This is a genomic window from Streptomyces sp. NPDC003456, assembly GCF_042878735.1.
In the GTDB taxonomy this organism is placed as follows: domain Bacteria; phylum Actinomycetota; class Actinomycetes; order Streptomycetales; family Streptomycetaceae; genus Streptomyces.
Map to the genome: position 1 here is coordinate 609,888 of NZ_JBIAOK010000006.1, position 16,802 is coordinate 626,689.

Genomic DNA, 16,802 nt, shown 5'->3' on the forward strand with positions numbered 1-16,802 from the left:
AGGTCAAGCGCCGCGACGATGCTGCGGGGACTGGCCGTCCTCGTCCTCGTCGTCGTCCTCGTAGAGGTCGGCGTACCGTGCGTACAGGTCGTCGTCATCATCGTCTTCGAACGGCTCGCCGTTAGGCGGCTGCGGATTCGAAGGCGATGCACCCAGCTCCTCGGCCAGGCGTGAGAGGTCAGTCCCACCGCTGTTGTACTTCAGCTGGCGGGCGACCTTCGTCTGCTTGGCCTTGGCCCGGCCGCGCCCCATGGCTCGACCCCCTCAACGACGGGGCTCGACGGCCCCAGAGTCTTGACACGCGTTCATGGTCCGGCACGGACTCTCCGCAGAGAGACCGGTCCGTAGGGCTTCCACGGTACCTGAGCCCGCGCCCATACGGTACGTCGCCCGCATGACGTGCCCGCGCCCAGGACCTTCGAGGCGCCCCGTCCTCGCTGGTCAACCGCGATTTTAACCACTTATCGGCGGTCGACCCGCCGGGAGAAGTGAGAGTTCTCTCTAACTGCCCCCCGGCGGGTACCGGTCAAACGTACGAGACTCCGGGTGCCGGGACGGGTCAGCCGGCCCGGCGTGCCGCGGCGGCGTCCTGCATGCGCTGCTCGGCGATCCGGTCGGCCGCGGCGGCCGGCGGGATGCCATCTTCCTTCGCACGTGCGAATATGGCCAGCGTGGTGTCGAAGATCTTCGCCGCCTTCGCCTTGCACCGGTCGAAGTCGAAGCCGTGCAGCTCGTCGGCGACCTGGATGACGCCGCCCGCGTTCACCACGTAGTCCGGGGCGTAGAGGATCCCGCGGTCGGCGAGGTCCTTCTCCACACCCGGGTGGGCGAGCTGGTTGTTGGCCGCGCCGCAGACCACCCGGGCGGTGAGCGCGGGCACGGTGTCGTCGTTCAGGGCGCCGCCGAGCGCGCAGGGGGCGTAGATGTCCAGGCCCTCGACGCGGATCAGGGTGGCGGTGTCGGCCACGGCCGTGACGCCCGTCGGGTGGGCGGCGAGGATGCGGCCCACGGCGTCCTCGCGCACGTCCGTGATGACGACCTCGGCGCCCTCGGCCCGCAGGTGCTCCACCAGGTGGTGGCCGACCTTGCCGACGCCGGCGATGCCGACCTTCCGGCCGCGCAGCGAGGGGTCGCCCCACAGGTGCTGCGCGGAGGCGCGCATGCCCTGGTAGACGCCGAAGGCGGTGAGGACGGAGGAGTCGCCCGCGCCGCCGTTCTCCGGCGAGCGGCCCGTCGTCCAGCGGCACTCGCGCGCCACGACGTCCATGTCGGCGACGTAGGTGCCGACGTCGCAGGCGGTCACGTACCGGCCGCCGAGCGAGGCCACGAACCGGCCGTAGGCGAGGAGCAGCTCCTCGGTCTTGATCTTCTCCGGGTCACCGATGATCACGGCCTTGCCGCCGCCGTGGTCGAGTCCGGCCATGGCGTTCTTGTACGACATCCCCCGGGCGAGGTTCAGCGCGTCGGCCACGGCCTCGGCCTCGTTGGCGTAGGGGTAGAAGCGCGTACCGCCGAGCGCGGGGCCCAGGGCGGTGGAGTGCAGGGCGATGACGGCCTTGAGGCCGCTCGCGCGGTCCTGGCAGAGCACGACTTGCTCATGTCCTCCCTGGTCCGAGTGGAACAGGGTGTGCAGGACATCAGCAGGTGCGCCGGTTACGTCGGTCACTGTGGTGACTCCTGAGTAAGTTGCGGCGGGTGGAGGCGGCCCCCGTGCGGGTGGCGGGGACTGTTGAGCATGAGATTAGAGCCTGGCGGCGCCGTCGGAGGCACCGTGCCCAGGATCACCTCCGAGCGGAGTACACCGTGCGACGATTTGCAGGTATTTCCCGTGCGACCGCGAACGGTCCGGCAGGTTTTCGCGGCGGCGCGCGGGGGAGGGAGCAGGCGTGCCCAAGGTGACCTCGGTGATCGTCCCGTACGCGACCTATCTGCGCGTGTACGAGCCGCTGGCCGCCTTCCCCGAGCCCGAGCGCAGCCACTGGGCGCGCTACGCCCGGCGCGGCGACCGCCCCTCCTACCAGGACGAACTGCGCCGCGCGCTGGCCGACTTGGCGCCCACCCCGCCGGTGCCGGTGCCGGTGCACGAGAGCGAGGACGCCTTCGTCCTCGACGTCGACGGGGTGGTCTGCGTCTGCCCCTGGCGCACCCGGCTGCGCGGCTGGCAGGCGCTGGACGACCTCTCCGGCGAGCTGCCGCCGCCGGTTCTGGACGCGGTCCTGCCGCCCCTCCTGCGCGACCAGGCGGCCCAGGACTACGAGCGCTGGCTGACCGAGCACCCGGACGCCCGCCCGTGGATCCGCACGGCGACCTGGCAGGTGCCGATCAACTGGTTCGTGCTGGTCTCCGACGAGGAGCGGGAGTACGACCAGGGCGCCTCGGCCGGCAGTCCGCCCGTCCTGCGCTACCGCACCCCCATGGTCCAGGCCCGGCGGCGCGTGGCCCGGGGGCTGCGCGCTCTGCGCGAGGCGATGGACGAGGGGCCGCTGATCGACGGGCTGGTGGACGTCGGGCGGTGGCTGGAGGAGTTCCACCCGCGTTCGCTGGTGGAACTGGACTACGGCGGCCTGGTGCACGCGCTGCCGGCCGGCGCCCTGGAGGAGGACCACTCCGCGGCGGACGTGGCCGAGGGCATCGCGGCGCTGCGCCGGGGCGACGGCACGGCCGCCGGTGAGGCGTACGCGCGGCTCGTGGAGCGGTGGCGTTCCGTACGTGATCTGCGGTCCGCCAACTGACCCCTGACCTCGCCGTCGGCACGCACCGCTCGTGTTCGGTCACGAACTGACGTTTGACGAACCGCCCGATTTGGGGTTTCGTCCTCGCACCGAGTTCCTGAAGCGGGCCGAGAGTTTCCTGAGGCGGCGTCAACAAGGGACGTAGGGCCCGATCCGGGCAGAGTTCGCAAGTAGGCCAAGCGTGACGGACTGCACGTACGAGGCCCTTGCGCCGCTTGCCCCTCCTCATGCCAAAATAGGACAAGGAGTCCGGGGAGGGCTCCTCCGTCCTGTAGTGCTGCACTATGGGCGGAATCTCAGCATTGCACGCTTTGGGGGGTCTGGTGCCTTCCTTGATCACCGCGTGACTGATCGTCACAGCGGTGTGACTGTCCGCTATGGCATGGTCCATCGGCTTCCGTCGCTGATGAACACCTGGAGGGGCAATTCCATCGGTTTGGCCGACGCGGCTGGACAGATGGTGTAGTTGTAGTGCCGAGGACAAGCCGTTCGTCCTATAACCGACTCGACTCGCGTCCGCCATTTCGGGCAACGCGGGTCAAGGTGCAGAATTTAGAGGAAAGAACCGAGAAGGTTCGGTTCTCCCGAGGAGGCCGCTCATGACCGCTCGCACCCCTGATGCCGAGCCGCTGCTGACCCCGGCTGAGGTCGCCACCATGTTCCGTGTCGACCCCAAGACGGTCACGCGGTGGGCGAAGGCCGGCAAGCTCACGTCGATCCGCACGCTCGGCGGGCATCGGCGCTACCGCGAGGCCGAGGTCCGCGCTCTGCTCGCGGGCATCCCGCAGCAGCGCAGCGAGGCCTGAACAACTGAATACCGGTCGAATCGGTCCGTCCCCCAACCGACCGTGACGTCCGGGCCCACAGCTCCACACGACGCGGGGTGCTGCCCCAACAGCCCCCACGCCCACGCCAGTCAGAGCGTTCCAGGCATATGACAGGGTGCGTCGTCGATCGCGCTGGACTCCGCCGGGTCCAGCGCGATCTTTTTTGTGCCCTCGTGCCGGTCCGCCGGCCTGCCGGTGCGCGCCCTTGTCGGAGTCTGGGGGACGGGCGGCGTGCGCGTGCGGGACCCTCCCGGGCAGGGGCCTCATGACGGGTGCAATTGCACATATTAAATTGACCCGTTGTAGGAGGGGTGTAAGTACCGCACTTCTCCTGGAACATGCGGTGACTCCCGTCACATACCGCCCGGCTTGTCGGTGTGCCTCCCGGTGCGGTAGAAGGGCGTCCGCTTCCAGCACCCCCCGCCCGTACGGGTGTTGGGGCGCGGGTCAGGCGGGAGCGGGGGACTCGTCCTCCCGGGCCGGCGGCTCGGCCTCGGCGGCGGCGCGGGGGGCGGACTCCATCGCCAGCCGCAGCAGGCGATGGCAGATCGGGCAGTGCCGGGTGAGATGCCGGTACGACGACGCGGCCGCCAGGTGTGCGCGGAGCAGCGCCCGCGTCTCGTGCCTAGCCGATGCCGCCATACGCCACCTCCGGGGACCGTACGGGGAACGGCCCTGGTTCTGGGGTACCGACCGATTGAGGGACCGTCAAGACGGCGCGAGGCGCCCGTGCGGAGCCCTCGACGGCTGGAGCACGCCTCTGAGGAGGCCAGGGGGGTGGGGGAGCCGGAAGGCCCGAAGACGCGGGGCGAGATGACGGGGCGTCGGCCGCCCGGCTCGGTTCTGCCGCGGGGGCGCGGCCGCGGTCTGCCGGCGCGGGGCCGGGACGCCGAAAGGCCCGGATCCGTGGATCCGGGCCTTTCTGCTGCGGTCCTGACGGGATTTGAACCCGCGGCCTCCACCTTGACAGGGTGGCGAGCACTCCAAACTGCTCCACAGGACCTGGTTTCGCTGCGCGATTCGTGCGGTGCGCTGCGAGAAGAGACTGTACAGGAGGGTGGGCCCCGGGTCGAACTCACCCAGCGTGTGCACGCCCTTACGGCACCGCCGCGTCGATCGCCTTCACGATCCGCTTGTCCGAGACGGGGTACGCCGTGCCCAGCGCGTGGGCGAAGTAGCTGACCCTCAGCTCCTCGATCATCCAGCGGATGTCCCGCACCGACGACGGGACCGGCCGGCCCTGCGGCATCTGCTCCAGGAGCCAGGCGTACTCGTCCTGCATCTCGTGGACCTTCTCCATGCGCGTGGTGTCGCGCTGGACGTTGGTCGGCATCTGCTGCAGACGCCGGTCGGCGGCCACCAGATAGCGCATCAGATCCGGCAGCCTGCGCAGACCCGCCTCCGTCACGAAGCCGGGCTTCACGAGCGCGTCCAGCTGCTTGCGGACGTCCTGGAGGTTCGGCAGCAGCGCGGGGCTGCGCACGGCCTTCAGACGGCGTTCGCAGGCCTGCCAGGCGGCGAGGACCTGCTGCACCTGACCCACCGTGCGGACCGTCGCGTCGACGATCTCGGCACGCACCTTGTCGTACAGCTTGCGGTAGGACTCCTCGTCCCACGCCGGTCCGCCGAAGTCGCCGATCAGCTTGTCGGCGGCCGCCATGGCGCAGTCGTCGAACAGGGCCTGGATCGTGCCGTGCGGGTTGGCGGACAGGGCCAGCTTCTGCGCGTTCGTCAGCTTCTCGGACGCGAACTTCGCCGGGTTGACCGGGATGGTGCGCAGGATCAGCCGGCGCGTGCCCTTCCACATGGCCTCGGCCTGCTCGGCCTCGGTGTCGAAGAGGCGGACCGAGACCGTGTCGCCGTCGTCGACCAGCGCCGGGTAGGCCTTCACCGGCTGACCGGCCCGGCGGGTCTCGAAGACGCGGGTGAGCGTGCCGATCGTCCAGTCGGTGAGGTCCGTGCGCTCCAGGGACTCGCCGCCCTGCCGCTCGGCCGTGGCCGCCGCGGCCTGCGAGAGGGCCTTGCGCGCCTTCGGCTTCAGCCGGAGCCTCAGCGACTCCAGGTCCTTGTCCTCGGCCAGCTTGCGGCGCCGCTCGTCGACGATCCGGAACGTGATGCGGAGGTGGTCGGGGACCTTGGACCAGTCGAAGTCGGCCGGCTCGAAGGGGACGCCGACCATGAGCCTGAGCTCGCGGGCCATGGTCGTGGTCAGCGGCTCCTGCAGCGGCACCGCCTTGTCGAGGAACGCCTTGGCGTAGTTCGGCGCGGGTACGTAGTTGCGGCGGACGGGCTTGGGCAGGGAGCGGATCAGTTCCGTGACCAGTTCTTCGCGCAGGCCCGGGATCTGCCAGTCGAAGCCCTCGTCGGTGACCTGGTTGAGCACCTGCAGCGGGATGTGGACGGTCACGCCGTCGGCGTCCGCGCCCGGCTCGAACTGGTACGTCACCCGGAACTTGAGGTTCCCCTGGCGCCACGAGTCGGGGTAGTCGGCCTTGGTGACCTCGCCCGCCTTCTCGTTGATGAGCATCTCGCGCTCGAAGTCGAGGAAGTCGGGCTGCTCGTGCCGCTTGCGCTTCCACCAGGAGTCGAAGTGCGCGCCGGAGACGACGTGTTCGGGGATGCGCCGGTCGTAGAAGTCGAACAGCGTCTCGTCGTCGACCAGGATGTCGCGGCGCCGGGCGCGGTGCTCCAGCTCCTCGACCTCGGTGAGGAGCCGGCGGTTGTCCGAGAAGAACTTGTGGTGCGTGCGCCAGTCGCCCTCGACGAGCGCGTTGCGGATGAACAGCTCGCGGCTGGCCTCCGGGTCGATCCGCCCGTAGTTGATCTTCCGCTGCGCCACGACGGGCACGCCGTACAGCGTGACCTTCTCGTACGCCATCACGGCCGCCTGGTCCTTCTCCCAGTGCGGCTCGCTGTAGGTGCGCTTGATCAGGTGCTGGGCGAGGGGCTCGACCCACTCCGGCTCGATCTTCGCGTTGACCCGGGCCCACAGGCGGGAGGTCTCGACGAGTTCGGCGGACATCACGAACCGCGGGGGCTTCTTGAAGAGGGCCGAGCCGGGGAAGATCGCGAACTTGGCGTTGCGGGCGCCCAGGTACTCGTTCTTCGCCGTGCCTCTCCCGCCCTCCCCTCCGGCGTCCTTCACGTCCTTCATGCCGATGTGGGACAGCAGGCCCGCGAGGAGGGAGACGTGGATGCGGTCGGCCGGGGCGTCGTCCTCGTTGAGGTGGATGCCCATCTGCTTGGCGACCGTGCGCACCTGCGTGTAGATGTCCTGCCATTCACGGATGCGAAGGAAGTTCAGGTACTCCTGCTTGCACATCCGGCGGAAGGAGGACGAGCCGCGCTCCTTCTGCTGCTCGCGCAGGTAGCGCCAGAGGTTGAGGTAGGCCAGGAAGTCGCTGGTCTCGTCCCGGAAGCGGGCGTGCTGCTGGTCGGCCTGGGTCTGCTTGTCGGCGGGGCGTTCGCGCGGGTCCTGGATGGACAGCGCGGCGGCTATGACCATGACCTCGCGCACGCAGCCGTTCTTGTCCGCCTCCAGGACCATGCGGGCCAGGCGCGGGTCGACGGGCAGCTGGGCGAGCTTGCGGCCGGTGTCGGTGAGCCGCTTGCGGGGGTCCTTCTGCGCCGGGTCGAGGGCGCCCAGCTCCTGGAGGAGCTGCACGCCGTCGCGGATGTTGCGGTGGTCCGGCGGGTCGATGAAGGGGAACTTCTCGATGTCGCCGAGGCCGGCCGCGGTCATCTGCAGGATGACGGAGGCCAGGTTCGTCCGGAGGATCTCCGCGTCCGTGAACTCCGGGCGGGCGTCGAAGTCGTCCTCGCTGTAGAGGCGGATGCAGATGCCGTCGGAGGTACGGCCGCAGCGGCCCTTGCGCTGGTTGGCGCTGGCCTGCGAGACCGGCTCGATCGGCAGGCGCTGCACCTTGGTGCGGTGGCTGTAGCGCGAGATGCGGGCGAAGCCGGGGTCGATGACGTACTTGATGCCCGGGACGGTCAGGGACGTCTCGGCGACGTTGGTGGCGAGAACGATCCGGCGGCCGGTGTGCGGCTGGAAGACGCGGTGCTGCTCGGCGTGGGAGAGCCGGGCGTAGAGCGGCAGGATCTCCGTGAAGCGGTAGTTCTTCTTGGTGAGGGCGTCGGCGGTGTCGCGGATCTCGCGTTCGCCGGAGAGGAAGACCAGGATGTCGCCCTGCCCCTCCTTCTGCAGTTCCTCGACGGCGTCGATGATCGCGGTGATCTGGTCGCGGTCGGCGTCGTCGCCGTCCTCCTCCAGGAGCGGGCGGTAGCGCACCTCGACCGGGTACGTACGGCCGCTGACCTCGATGATCGGGGCGTCGCCGAAGTGCCGCGAGAAGCGCTCCGGGTCGATCGTCGCCGAGGTGATGACGACCTTGAGATCGGGACGCCTGGGCAGCAGCTGGGCGAGGTAGCCGAGCAGGAAGTCGATGTTGAGGGACCGCTCGTGGGCCTCGTCGATGATGATCGTGTCGTAGGCGCGCAGCTCGCGGTCGGTCTGGATCTCGGCGAGCAGGATGCCGTCCGTCATCAGCTTGACGAAGGTGGCCTCGGGGTCGACCTGGTCGGTGAACCGCACCTTCCAGCCGACGGTCTCGCCGAGGGGGGTGTTCAGCTCCTCGGCGACGCGCTCGGCGACGGTCCGGGCGGCGATCCTGCGCGGCTGGGTGTGGCCGATCATGCCGCGCACACCCCGGCCGAGCTCCATGCAGATCTTGGGGATCTGCGTGGTCTTGCCGGACCCGGTCTCGCCGGCGACGATCACGACTTGGTGGTCGCGGATGGCGGCCGCGATGTCGTCCTTCTTCTGGCTGACGGGCAGCTGCTCGGGATACGTGATCTCCGGCACACGGGCGCGCCGGGTCGCCATGCGCTGCTCGCCCTTGGCGACCTCCGCCTCGATCTCGGCGAGAACGGCGGCCCGGGCCTCCGGCTTACGGATCTTGCGCGCGCCTTCGAGCCGCCGCCCGAGCCGGTGCGCGTCGCGCAGGGACAGCTCGGTCAGGCGGGGGGCGAGGGCGCCGAGGGCGGGGGCGGGGTGCGTAGACATACGCGATCCAGGATCTCATCCCGGAGAAATTGGTGGCGAACGCTTTTGTCCCGGGGGCCCCGCAGGCCCTAATCCAGGAAGCCGAGTGCGCTGTCCGGGCGGCACTGGGGGCAGGGTTTGACGCCGTCGGCGAGGGCCCGCCGGGCCTCGTCCCGTTCCAGTCCCTTGGACCGCTTGCCGGCGTTCCAGCAGTCGCCGACGTGCACGTACACCGGGTCGTGGCCGGACAGTCCCCGTTCGAGCAGCCACTCGGGGGCGGGTGGCCGGGCCTCCAGTCCCTGGCGCCGCTCGGCCTCGCGGGTTTCCTCCACCGCGATCCACCGGTCGATCTGGGCCAGGGCCGCCTTGGCCTGCCGAACCACCACACGGCGCGCGAAGCGCAGCAGCTCGAGCCGGGACGGCGGTTCCTCGTTCACATGTTCGATTCTAGAGTCGAGCAAGCCGCCCGTCACCCCGCCCCCCGCGACATACGAAAGAGCCCCTCTCCGGGATTCCGGAGAGGGGCTCAGGCCCTCGTGAGGGCGGTTGTGGCTGGGGCCGGGGTCGAACCGGCGACCTTCCGCTTTTCAGGCGGACGCTCGTACCAACTGAGCTACCCAGCCACGAGGTTTCACGTGAAACCTCAGCGGTCCTGACGGGATTTGAACCCGCGGCCTCCACCTTGACAGGGTGGCGAGCACTCCAAACTGCTCCACAGGACCAAGCTTTCGTACGACAGTGTCGCACAGGGTGGTGCGTGCCCCCAACGGGATTCGAACCCGTGCTACCGCCTTGAAAGGGCGGCGTCCTAGGCCGCTAGACGATGAGGGCTATCGGCCCGCCTGGGCGCTTCTCAGCGCGTCGGGGACGTGAGAAGCATATGGGATGGCGGGAGCTATCGCCAAAACGGTTTACGGGCGCGGGGTCGCGGACGGGGAGGGGCCACCTGTCGCCGTGCCTGTTCCCCCCGACCCGGAAGGGCTCGGGGACGGACTCGCGCCCGGCTGGTTCTCCTCCGCCAGGTGGCGGCTGACCTCGGCCGTGGTGAGGCCGAGACCGCCCAGTTCGATCTCGTCCCAGGCCTGCAGGCGGCGGGTGTCCCGGTCGAAGTAGAGGATCGACGCCTCGATCGGGTCGGGATGCCGGCCCTCGATGGCGCGCAGGCCGCTGCCGCCCGTGGAGCCCTCGATGCGCAGCCGCGTCCCGTACTTCAGGACCTCCATCTCGTCGTGGTGCAGGTGCCCGGCCAGCACCACGGGGACCTCGCCGTCGACCTCGCGGGCCGCGGAGGGCTCGTGGGCGACGGCGACGTCCACCGGGGTGCCCGCCGCGCGCTGGTCGCGCAGGGCCGTGGCCAGACGGGCGCCGGCCAGCTCCTGGGACTGCTCGGCCCCGGCCCCGCGCGAGCGGTCCGGGGTGAACTGCGGGTCGCCGATGCCGGCGAACCGCAGGCCCTTGACGGTCTTCGCGCGGCCCCCGTCCAGGACGTGGACGTTCTTCAGGCCCTCCAGGTAGTCCTGGGTGATCATCGAGTCGTGGTTGCCGCGCACCCAGACGTAGGGCGCCCCGAGGTCCTCGACCGGGTCCAGGAAGCCGTTCTCGGCGGCCGTGCCGTGGTCCATCGTGTCGCCCGAGTCGACGATCACGTCCACCTTGTACTGCTCCACCAGCGAGGCGATGATCTTCCAGCTCGCCGGGTTCAGATGGATGTCGGAGACGTGCAGGACCCGGATCGTGGAGGGGTCGGGCGCGTAGGCGGGGAGCGTGGAGGTGGCGTCGTAGAGCCTGGTGACGTTGGTGACCAGGCGGGCCAACTCCTTCTGGTAGACGTCGAATTCCGTGACGATGCTGCGCGCGTTGCCGACCAGGGACGGCGCCGAGGTGAGCAGCCCGGAGAACCGGGGCTCCAGCACGGAGTCGGGACGCCAGGTGGCGTACGCCGTGCCGCCCGAGGCGGCGAGCAGGGTGAGGGCGAGACCGCCGGCGGCCAGGGCGCGGCGCGGCCGGCGGTAGACGGCGAGCCCGAGCGCGGTGGCGCCGGTGACGACGGCGGCGCCGGAGCGCACGGCCAGGTCGAGGGTGCCGCGGCCGACGTCCTCGGTGACCTCGTCCTGGAGACCGGAGAGGCGTTCGGGGTGGTCGACCAGGGCCCGGGAGCGGTCCGGGTCGAGCTGGTCGACGTTCACGTCCAGGCGGACCGGGGCGATGTGGCTGTCCAGATGCAGGGCGCCCAGCGGCGAGATGTTGATCTTCGTGCCGCCCGTGAAGGAGGGCCGCAGGGTCATGGTGGTGTCCATCGGGCCGACCGGGACCCGGACGTCGCCCACCACCAGCAGGCCGAGCCAGGCGCCGGCGAGCACGACGGTCACCAGCCCCAGGGCCCGCGTCCAGGGGTGCGGCTGCGGTACGAGGGCGATGGTGGCGGGTGCCTGGCGGGAGCGGTAGCGCCGGGCCAGGGCGCGCGGGGCGTTGCGGACGGGCTCGAGGGCACGCAGGACTGCGGCGGGGACGCGGGCCATTGATCCCGTATGCCCCAGCCGGCCGTCGGATATGCGGCGCCGGGAGGCACTCGCGGGCCGGGGACGTGGCCGACAATGGGCCTGTGCTGGAGATGACGCGCGAGGAGTTCGAGGAACTGGTCGCCGAGGCGCTCGACCGGATCCCGCCGGAGCTGACCCGACTGATGGACAACGTCGCGGTGTTCGTGGAGGACGAACCGCCCGCGGACGATCCGGAGCTGCTCGGGCTCTACGAGGGGACTCCGCTGACCGACCGCGGTGAGTGGTACGCCGGTGTGCTGCCCGACCGGATCACGATCTACCGCAATCCCACGCTGCGGATGTGCGCGTCGCGCGAGGACGTGGTCGCTGAGACGGAGATCACGGTGGTGCACGAGATCGCGCACCACTTCGGCATCGACGACGAGCGCCTTCACGCCCTGGGCTACGGCTGAGCGGGTTGTGAATACGGGGCGCGTGTCCTCTTGCGGGCGGCGGGAGTTGGAGGTGTTGACTCCCTCAGCCTTCCCGGAGGTGGCCCGTGCGCCCCTTGTACGTACCCGTCCGCCTGGCCGCCGCGGTCGTGGCCGTCGCCGCCGCCGCGGGCTGCATGAGCGTCGGGGAGGACGGCGCGGGCGGGAGCGCCAAGCCGTCGCACTCCGCCGGGCACAAGGCCGGTGAGGGGCCGGGCGGCGGCTCGGGGTTCTCGGGCGGCTTCGGGTCCGGGACGGTGTCGGCCGACGGGAAGCGGGGGCACGGCAAGGGCAAGAAGGGCGGCAAGGACAAGGACAAGGACGGCGAGCCGGACGAGTCCGCGTCCCCGGCCGCCTCGCCGTCCGACGGGGCGAGCGCGTCCGCCCCGGGGCGCGACAAGCCCGGCAAGCCGTCCCGGCCCACCGCGAACCCGCCGGCCCCGCCCGAGCCGACGCGCACGGCCGAGCCGGAGCCCACGCCCACGCCGCCCGAGCCGACGACGAGCCCGGAGCCGACGCCCGAGCCCTCGTCCTCGGCGCACGAGCCGCCCGGACCGCAGCTGGGCCGACGGGAACCGGCTCCTCAGGCGGGAGTGCCGGCGTAGGGCGGGCCCGTGCGCGGCGGCGAAGCGGGTGCCGGGCGGCTCGGGGGGCTCGGGGGGCTCGGGAACAAAGCAGGGGGGACGTCGGTTGAGGCTGTTCGGAAGCGCGCCCCGCGGTCTGCGGACGAGGGCGCGTTCCGCTGTCGCCCGCTCGGTCCGGTTTGCGTTGGGGCACCCGGACTGCGTATGGTGGCAGATCGTTTGATCCCATCTTGCCCGGCGCCACCGCAGAGCGCGCCGTGTGGCGCGTACTCTCCCTTGCCGTGGTGGACCGCATTGAGGCGGTCGTATTGCGAATCGCGAATCACGGAGTTGACGGGCGCGTGCCGACTTGAGACTCCGGAAGGTTTCGCATTCGCATGTCCATCGCCAGTACTGATCACGTCGTCGTGCCCGAGAACGAGGCAGTCGAGGACGCCCCCGAGACCACCTTCGCCGACCTCGGCCTGCCCGAGGGCGTCGTGCGCAAGCTCGCGCAGAACGGCGTGACCACCCCCTTCCCGATCCAGGCCGCGACCATCCCGGACGCCCTGGCCGGCAAGGACATCCTCGGCCGCGGCCGCACCGGCTCCGGCAAGACCCTGTCGTTCGGTCTGCCCACCCTGGCCACGCTGGCCGGCGGCCGGACCGAGAAGCACAAGCCGCGTGCCGTCATCCTGACCCCCACGCGTGAGCTCGCCATGCAGGTCGCCGACGCGCTGCAGCCCTACGGCGACGTCCTCGGCCTGAAGATGAAGGTCGTCTGCGGCGGTACGTCCATGGGCAACCAGATCTACGCCCTGGAGAAGGGCGTCGACATCCTGGTCGCCACCCCGGGCCGGCTGCGCGACATCATCAACCGCGGCGCCTGCTCCCTGGAGAACGTGCAGATCGCGGTCCTCGACGAGGCCGACCAGATGTCCGACCTGGGCTTCATGCCCGAGGTGACGGAGCTGCTCGACCAGATCCCCGCGGGCGGTCAGCGGATGCTCTTCTCCGCCACCATGGAGAACGAGATCAAGACCCTCGTCGACCGGTACCTGAACGAGCCGGTCAGCCACGAGGTCGACGCCGCCCAGGGCGCTGTGACGACCATGTCGCACCACATCCTCATCGTGAAGCCCAAGGACAAGGCGCCGGTCACCGCCGCGATCGCCTCCCGCAAGGGCCGCACGATCATCTTCGTCCGCACCCAGCTGGGCGCCGACCGCGTCGCGGAGCAGCTGCGCGACGCCGGGGTGAAGGCCGACGCGCTGCACGGCGGCATGACCCAGGGCGCGCGCACCCGCACCCTCGCCGACTTCAAGGACGGGTACGTCAACGTCCTCGTCGCGACCGACGTCGCCGCCCGCGGCATCCACGTCGACGGCATCGACCTCGTGCTGAACGTCGACCCGGCCGGCGACCACAAGGACTACCTGCACCGGGCGGGCCGTACCGCGCGTGCCGGCCGCACCGGCACCGTCGTCTCCCTCTCGCTGCCGCACCAGCGGCGCCAGATCTTCCGGCTGATGGAGGACGCGGGCGTCGACGCCTCGCGCCACATCATCCAGGGCGCCGGCACCTTCGACGCGGAGGTCGCCGAGATCACCGGGGCCCGGTCGATGACCGAGGTCCAGGCCGAGTCCGTGGGCAACGCGGCGCAGCAGGCCGAGCGTGAGGTGACCCAGCTCGCCAAGGAGCTGGAGCGAGCCCAGCGGCGCGCGAACGAACTGCGCGAGGAGGCCGACCGGCTGCTCGCGCGGGTCGCCCGCGAGCGCGGCGAGGAGCCCGTGGCCGCGGACGCCGAGGCCGGGGACGCTCCCGTCGCCGTCGAGGTGTCGGTGCCCGAGCAGCCCACCGCCCAGGACGTCGAGCGCGAGGACCGCGCCGAGACCTCCGCGCCCTCGGCGCCCTACGAGCGCCGGGAGCGGCGCGAGGAGCGCGGCGGGGCCGGTCGCGACCGGTACGCCGACCGGGACCGGTCCTTCGACCGCGACCGCGGTGGCCGTTCCTTCGACCGTCGTGACGACCGCGGTGGCCGTTCGTTCGAGCGTCGTGACGACCGCGGCGGCTTCAACCGCGACCGTGACCGCGACCGCGGTGGCCGTTCCTTCGACCGTCGTGACGACCGCGGCGGCCGTTCGTTCGAGCGCCGCGACGACCGCCGCGACGACCGCGGCGGCGACCGGGGCGAGCGCGGCGGCTTCCGCCGGGACGACCGCGGTGGCCGTTCCTTCGAGCGCCGGGACGACCGCGGCGGCCGTTCGTTCGAGCGTCGTGACGACCGCGGCGGCTTCAACCGCGACCGTGACCGCGGCGGCTTCCGCCGGGACGAGCGCGGTGGGCACCGGGGCAGCGACCGTCCCTTCAACCGCGACCGCCGCGACGACCGTCCGGGCTTCCGCGCCGGTGGCCACGACCGTCCGGGCCACGACCGCCCGGGGTACGACCGTCCCGGTCACGACCGCCCGTACGGCCGGCGTGACGAGCACCGCGGCGGCGGTTCCTTCGGCCGCCGCGAGGACAAGCCGCGCTGGAAGCGCAACGGCTGACGATCCGTTCCGACGGCCGGCCTCCGGCCCGACGACTGACGCACACGCGTGACGAGCGCCGTGGTCCCGCCCCCAGGGGCGGGCCACGGCGCTTCGCCGTTCGCCGGCTCAACACGCCCGGGCCGGCCGATTCCTGGGGCGCGTCGGCCCCCGGTTCGTCCCTCCGGCGGGGCCGCGAGCCGGATACCCGATCGGAGACCCGGCCTCGTCCGGCTATGCTCGTGGGGGCGACATCGCCTGGGCCCTTAGCTCAATTGGCAGAGCAGTGGACTTTTAATCCATTGGTTGTGGGTTCGAGTCCCACAGGGCCTACCGCAGGCAGCCGGAGCAGACCGCCTCCGGACGCTCGACGAAGCGCCCCGACCGGGGAGACCGGCCGGGGCGCTTTCTCGTCGAGCGGGGTGTGCGGGTCAGCCGGTGGCGAGCATGCCCGAGCGGAGCCGGGCGACCGTGCGGGAGATCAGCCGGGAGACGTGCATCTGGGAGATGCCGAGCCGGTCGCCGATCTCGGCCTGGGTCAGCTCCTCCACGAAGCGCAGGTGCAGGATCAGCCTCTGGCGCTCGTCCAGTTCGGCGACGAGCGGGGCCAGCGTGTGGAAGTTCTCGACGAGTTCGAGAGCCGGGTCGTCGCCGCCGATGAACGCCGCCAGTGTCGCGTCGCCCTCGTCGGAGTCGCCGGAGATCGCCGCGTCGAGCGAGGAGGACGCGTAGCCGTTGGCCGCGATCTGCGCCTCGACGACCTCCTCCTCCGACAGGTTCATCAGCGTGGCCAGCTCGGACACCCTCGGGGCGCGGCCGAGGCGCGAGGCCAGCTCCTCGGTGGCCTTGGCGAGTTCCGTACGGGCCTCCTGCAGCCGGCGCGGCACGTGCACGGCCCAGGACGTGTCGCGGAAGAACCGCTTGATCTCGCCGATGATGTACGGCACCGCGAAGCTCGTGAACTGCACCTCGCGGGAGACCTCGAAGCGGTCGATGGCCTTGATCAGCCCGATGACGCCGACCTGGACGACGTCCTCCATCGCCTGGCCGTTCGCGCGGAAGCGGCGGGCCGCGAACCGCACGAGCGACATGTTCATCTCGATGAGCGTGTTGCGGGCGTACTGGTACTCGGGCGTGCCCTCCTCGAGTACCGCGAGGCGGTCGAGGAACTGGCCCGTCAGCTCGCGCGCGTCCTGCGGGGCGAGTTTCTGCGGTTCGGCGATCCGGGGCAGCTCCTCACCGGTCTCGGTGGCGGAATCCGTCGTCGTGCCGATGCGCATGGTCGCGGTCACGGGCCCTCCCTCGTAGTCCGGCCCGCTCCCGCCCCCGACAGGCCACCTTCAGCGCCGCTACCCACAGTCTTCCCTCCCATGCTCCCCGGGCACCGCGTCGAGACGTTGACCACAGCCGATGCAGGCCGGGGCCGAGGCGGGGTACCCGGACATGTGCTGCGACCGGACGGGCCGACCGGACGGGCAGGAGGGTGGGACGGTGTGGGACGCGGAAAGAGACCCGGGGACAGCCGGAGCGGACAGTTGTCGTTTGACAACTATAGTTCGCAGGCAACAACCTAGCCGTGCCGCACGTGCCCGGGGAGCGAACCGGAGGATTCGATCGCGGGCCGCGGCGGGCAGGTCAGGCAGTCCGGGCTCCGGACGAGCGGGAATCGTCGGAGTCGTCGTGTATCTGGGCCGCGGCCGCTTCGCAGAACGCCTCCAGCCCCTGCAGCAGCGCGACCCGCTTGGCGGCCGGCATCTGGTCCAGCACCGAGCGCAGCGCCTGCTCGCGGCGCAGGCGCAGATCGGCCAGGAAGGCCCGGCCGCGCCCGCTGAGGTGCAGCCGCACCTCGCGCCGGTCCGGTGCGCTGACCTCGCGCTCGACGAAACCGGCCGCCTGCAGCCGGTCGCAGAGCCGGCTGGTGGAGGGCGGTGTGGAGGCGAGGGAGTCGGCGAGGGTGCGCAGGTTGATGCCGTCGTGGTGTTCGAGGATGAGCAGCACGCGCAGCTGGGAGGCCGAGGCCGGCGCGGTCGAGGCCCGGCCCCACAGGACCTCCAGCAACTCCGCGGCCGTCGAGGTCACGCGGGCGACCTCGGCTGGCTCTGGGCGGGGTCGGAGGGAAGTCACAGTCACACTC

At 71.1% G+C, this 16,802-nt stretch carries 13 protein-coding genes and 5 tRNA genes; 6 read left to right on the forward strand and 12 right to left on the reverse strand.

Annotation, left to right across the window (positions count from 1 at the left end):
- Positions 1–3: 3 nt before the first annotated feature.
- Both ACFYWG_RS27140 and ACFYWG_RS27145 read right to left on the reverse strand, forming a co-directional pair.
- Entirely contained in the window at positions 4–252 is a 249-nt protein-coding gene (locus ACFYWG_RS27140; RefSeq protein ID WP_376325972.1) for a DUF3073 domain-containing protein, read from the reverse strand.
- A gap of 307 nt (positions 253–559) precedes the next feature.
- On the reverse strand, positions 560–1,666 hold the full coding sequence (locus ACFYWG_RS27145) for a Leu/Phe/Val dehydrogenase (protein ID WP_376325974.1): 1,107 nt from the start codon (positions 1,664–1,666) through the stop codon (positions 560–562).
- 220 nt (positions 1,667–1,886) lie between these two features.
- On the opposite strand from ACFYWG_RS27145, the gene ACFYWG_RS27150 reads away from it, so the two are divergent.
- Both ACFYWG_RS27150 and bldC read left to right on the forward strand, forming a co-directional pair.
- Complete coding sequence (locus tag ACFYWG_RS27150; RefSeq protein WP_376325976.1) at positions 1,887–2,732, forward strand: hypothetical protein; 846 nt, start codon at positions 1,887–1,889, stop codon at positions 2,730–2,732.
- A gap of 599 nt (positions 2,733–3,331) precedes the next feature.
- Positions 3,332–3,538 (forward strand): developmental transcriptional regulator BldC, encoded by a 207-nt coding sequence (gene bldC, locus ACFYWG_RS27155; RefSeq protein ID WP_003949541.1) that lies wholly within the window; start codon positions 3,332–3,334, stop codon positions 3,536–3,538.
- 468 nt (positions 3,539–4,006) lie between these two features.
- Here bldC and ACFYWG_RS27160 read toward each other — a convergent pair whose 3' ends face one another.
- The 8 genes from ACFYWG_RS27160 to ACFYWG_RS27195 all read right to left on the reverse strand — a co-directional run bounded on the left by ACFYWG_RS27160 (position 4,007) and on the right by ACFYWG_RS27195 (position 11,122).
- Positions 4,007–4,201, reverse strand: a complete 195-nt coding sequence (locus tag ACFYWG_RS27160; RefSeq protein WP_333931349.1) for a DUF6274 family protein — start codon at positions 4,199–4,201, stop codon at positions 4,007–4,009.
- 286 nt (positions 4,202–4,487) lie between these two features.
- A tRNA-Asp gene (locus ACFYWG_RS27165) sits at positions 4,488–4,562 on the reverse strand.
- A gap of 93 nt (positions 4,563–4,655) precedes the next feature.
- On the reverse strand, positions 4,656–8,624 hold the full coding sequence (gene hrpA / locus ACFYWG_RS27170) for an ATP-dependent RNA helicase HrpA (protein ID WP_389203965.1): 3,969 nt from the start codon (positions 8,622–8,624) through the stop codon (positions 4,656–4,658).
- 68 nt (positions 8,625–8,692) lie between these two features.
- A complete protein-coding gene (locus tag ACFYWG_RS27175) occupies positions 8,693–9,040 on the reverse strand; it encodes a DUF6233 domain-containing protein (protein ID WP_383509751.1) in 348 nt (115 codons plus the stop codon).
- 112 nt (positions 9,041–9,152) lie between these two features.
- Positions 9,153–9,226 (reverse strand) — tRNA-Phe (locus ACFYWG_RS27180).
- Between the two features lie 24 nt (positions 9,227–9,250).
- Positions 9,251–9,325, reverse strand: a tRNA-Asp gene (locus tag ACFYWG_RS27185).
- Positions 9,326–9,361: 36 nt separating this feature from the next.
- Positions 9,362–9,434 (reverse strand) — tRNA-Glu (locus ACFYWG_RS27190).
- A gap of 80 nt (positions 9,435–9,514) precedes the next feature.
- Positions 9,515–11,122 carry a metallophosphoesterase gene (locus tag ACFYWG_RS27195; RefSeq protein ID WP_389203966.1) on the reverse strand — a complete coding sequence of 536 codons (1,608 nt, stop codon included), beginning with the start codon at positions 11,120–11,122 and terminating at the stop codon, positions 9,515–9,517.
- A gap of 83 nt (positions 11,123–11,205) precedes the next feature.
- Between ACFYWG_RS27195 and ACFYWG_RS27200 the strand changes: the two genes are divergently transcribed.
- The 4 genes from ACFYWG_RS27200 to ACFYWG_RS27215 all read left to right on the forward strand — a co-directional run bounded on the left by ACFYWG_RS27200 (position 11,206) and on the right by ACFYWG_RS27215 (position 15,001).
- Positions 11,206–11,556, forward strand: coding sequence for a metallopeptidase family protein (locus ACFYWG_RS27200; RefSeq protein WP_383509759.1), 351 nt, complete (start codon positions 11,206–11,208; stop codon positions 11,554–11,556).
- 86 nt (positions 11,557–11,642) lie between these two features.
- Complete coding sequence (locus tag ACFYWG_RS27205) at positions 11,643–12,179, forward strand: hypothetical protein (protein WP_389203967.1); 537 nt, start codon at positions 11,643–11,645, stop codon at positions 12,177–12,179.
- Between the two features lie 356 nt (positions 12,180–12,535).
- A complete protein-coding gene (locus ACFYWG_RS27210; protein WP_389203968.1) occupies positions 12,536–14,689 on the forward strand; it encodes a DEAD/DEAH box helicase in 2,154 nt (717 codons plus the stop codon).
- Between the two features lie 239 nt (positions 14,690–14,928).
- Positions 14,929–15,001 (forward strand) — tRNA-Lys (locus ACFYWG_RS27215).
- Positions 15,002–15,099: 98 nt separating this feature from the next.
- Here ACFYWG_RS27215 and ACFYWG_RS27220 read toward each other — a convergent pair.
- The gene (locus ACFYWG_RS27220) at positions 15,100–15,948 is read right to left on the reverse strand and encodes an RNA polymerase sigma factor SigF (RefSeq protein ID WP_376326011.1); all 849 of its coding nucleotides are present in this window, start codon (positions 15,946–15,948) and stop codon (positions 15,100–15,102) included.
- Between the two features lie 355 nt (positions 15,949–16,303).
- Positions 16,304–16,798 (reverse strand): MarR family transcriptional regulator, encoded by a 495-nt coding sequence (locus ACFYWG_RS27225; protein WP_376325988.1) that lies wholly within the window; start codon positions 16,796–16,798, stop codon positions 16,304–16,306.
- Positions 16,799–16,802 lie beyond the last annotated feature (4 nt).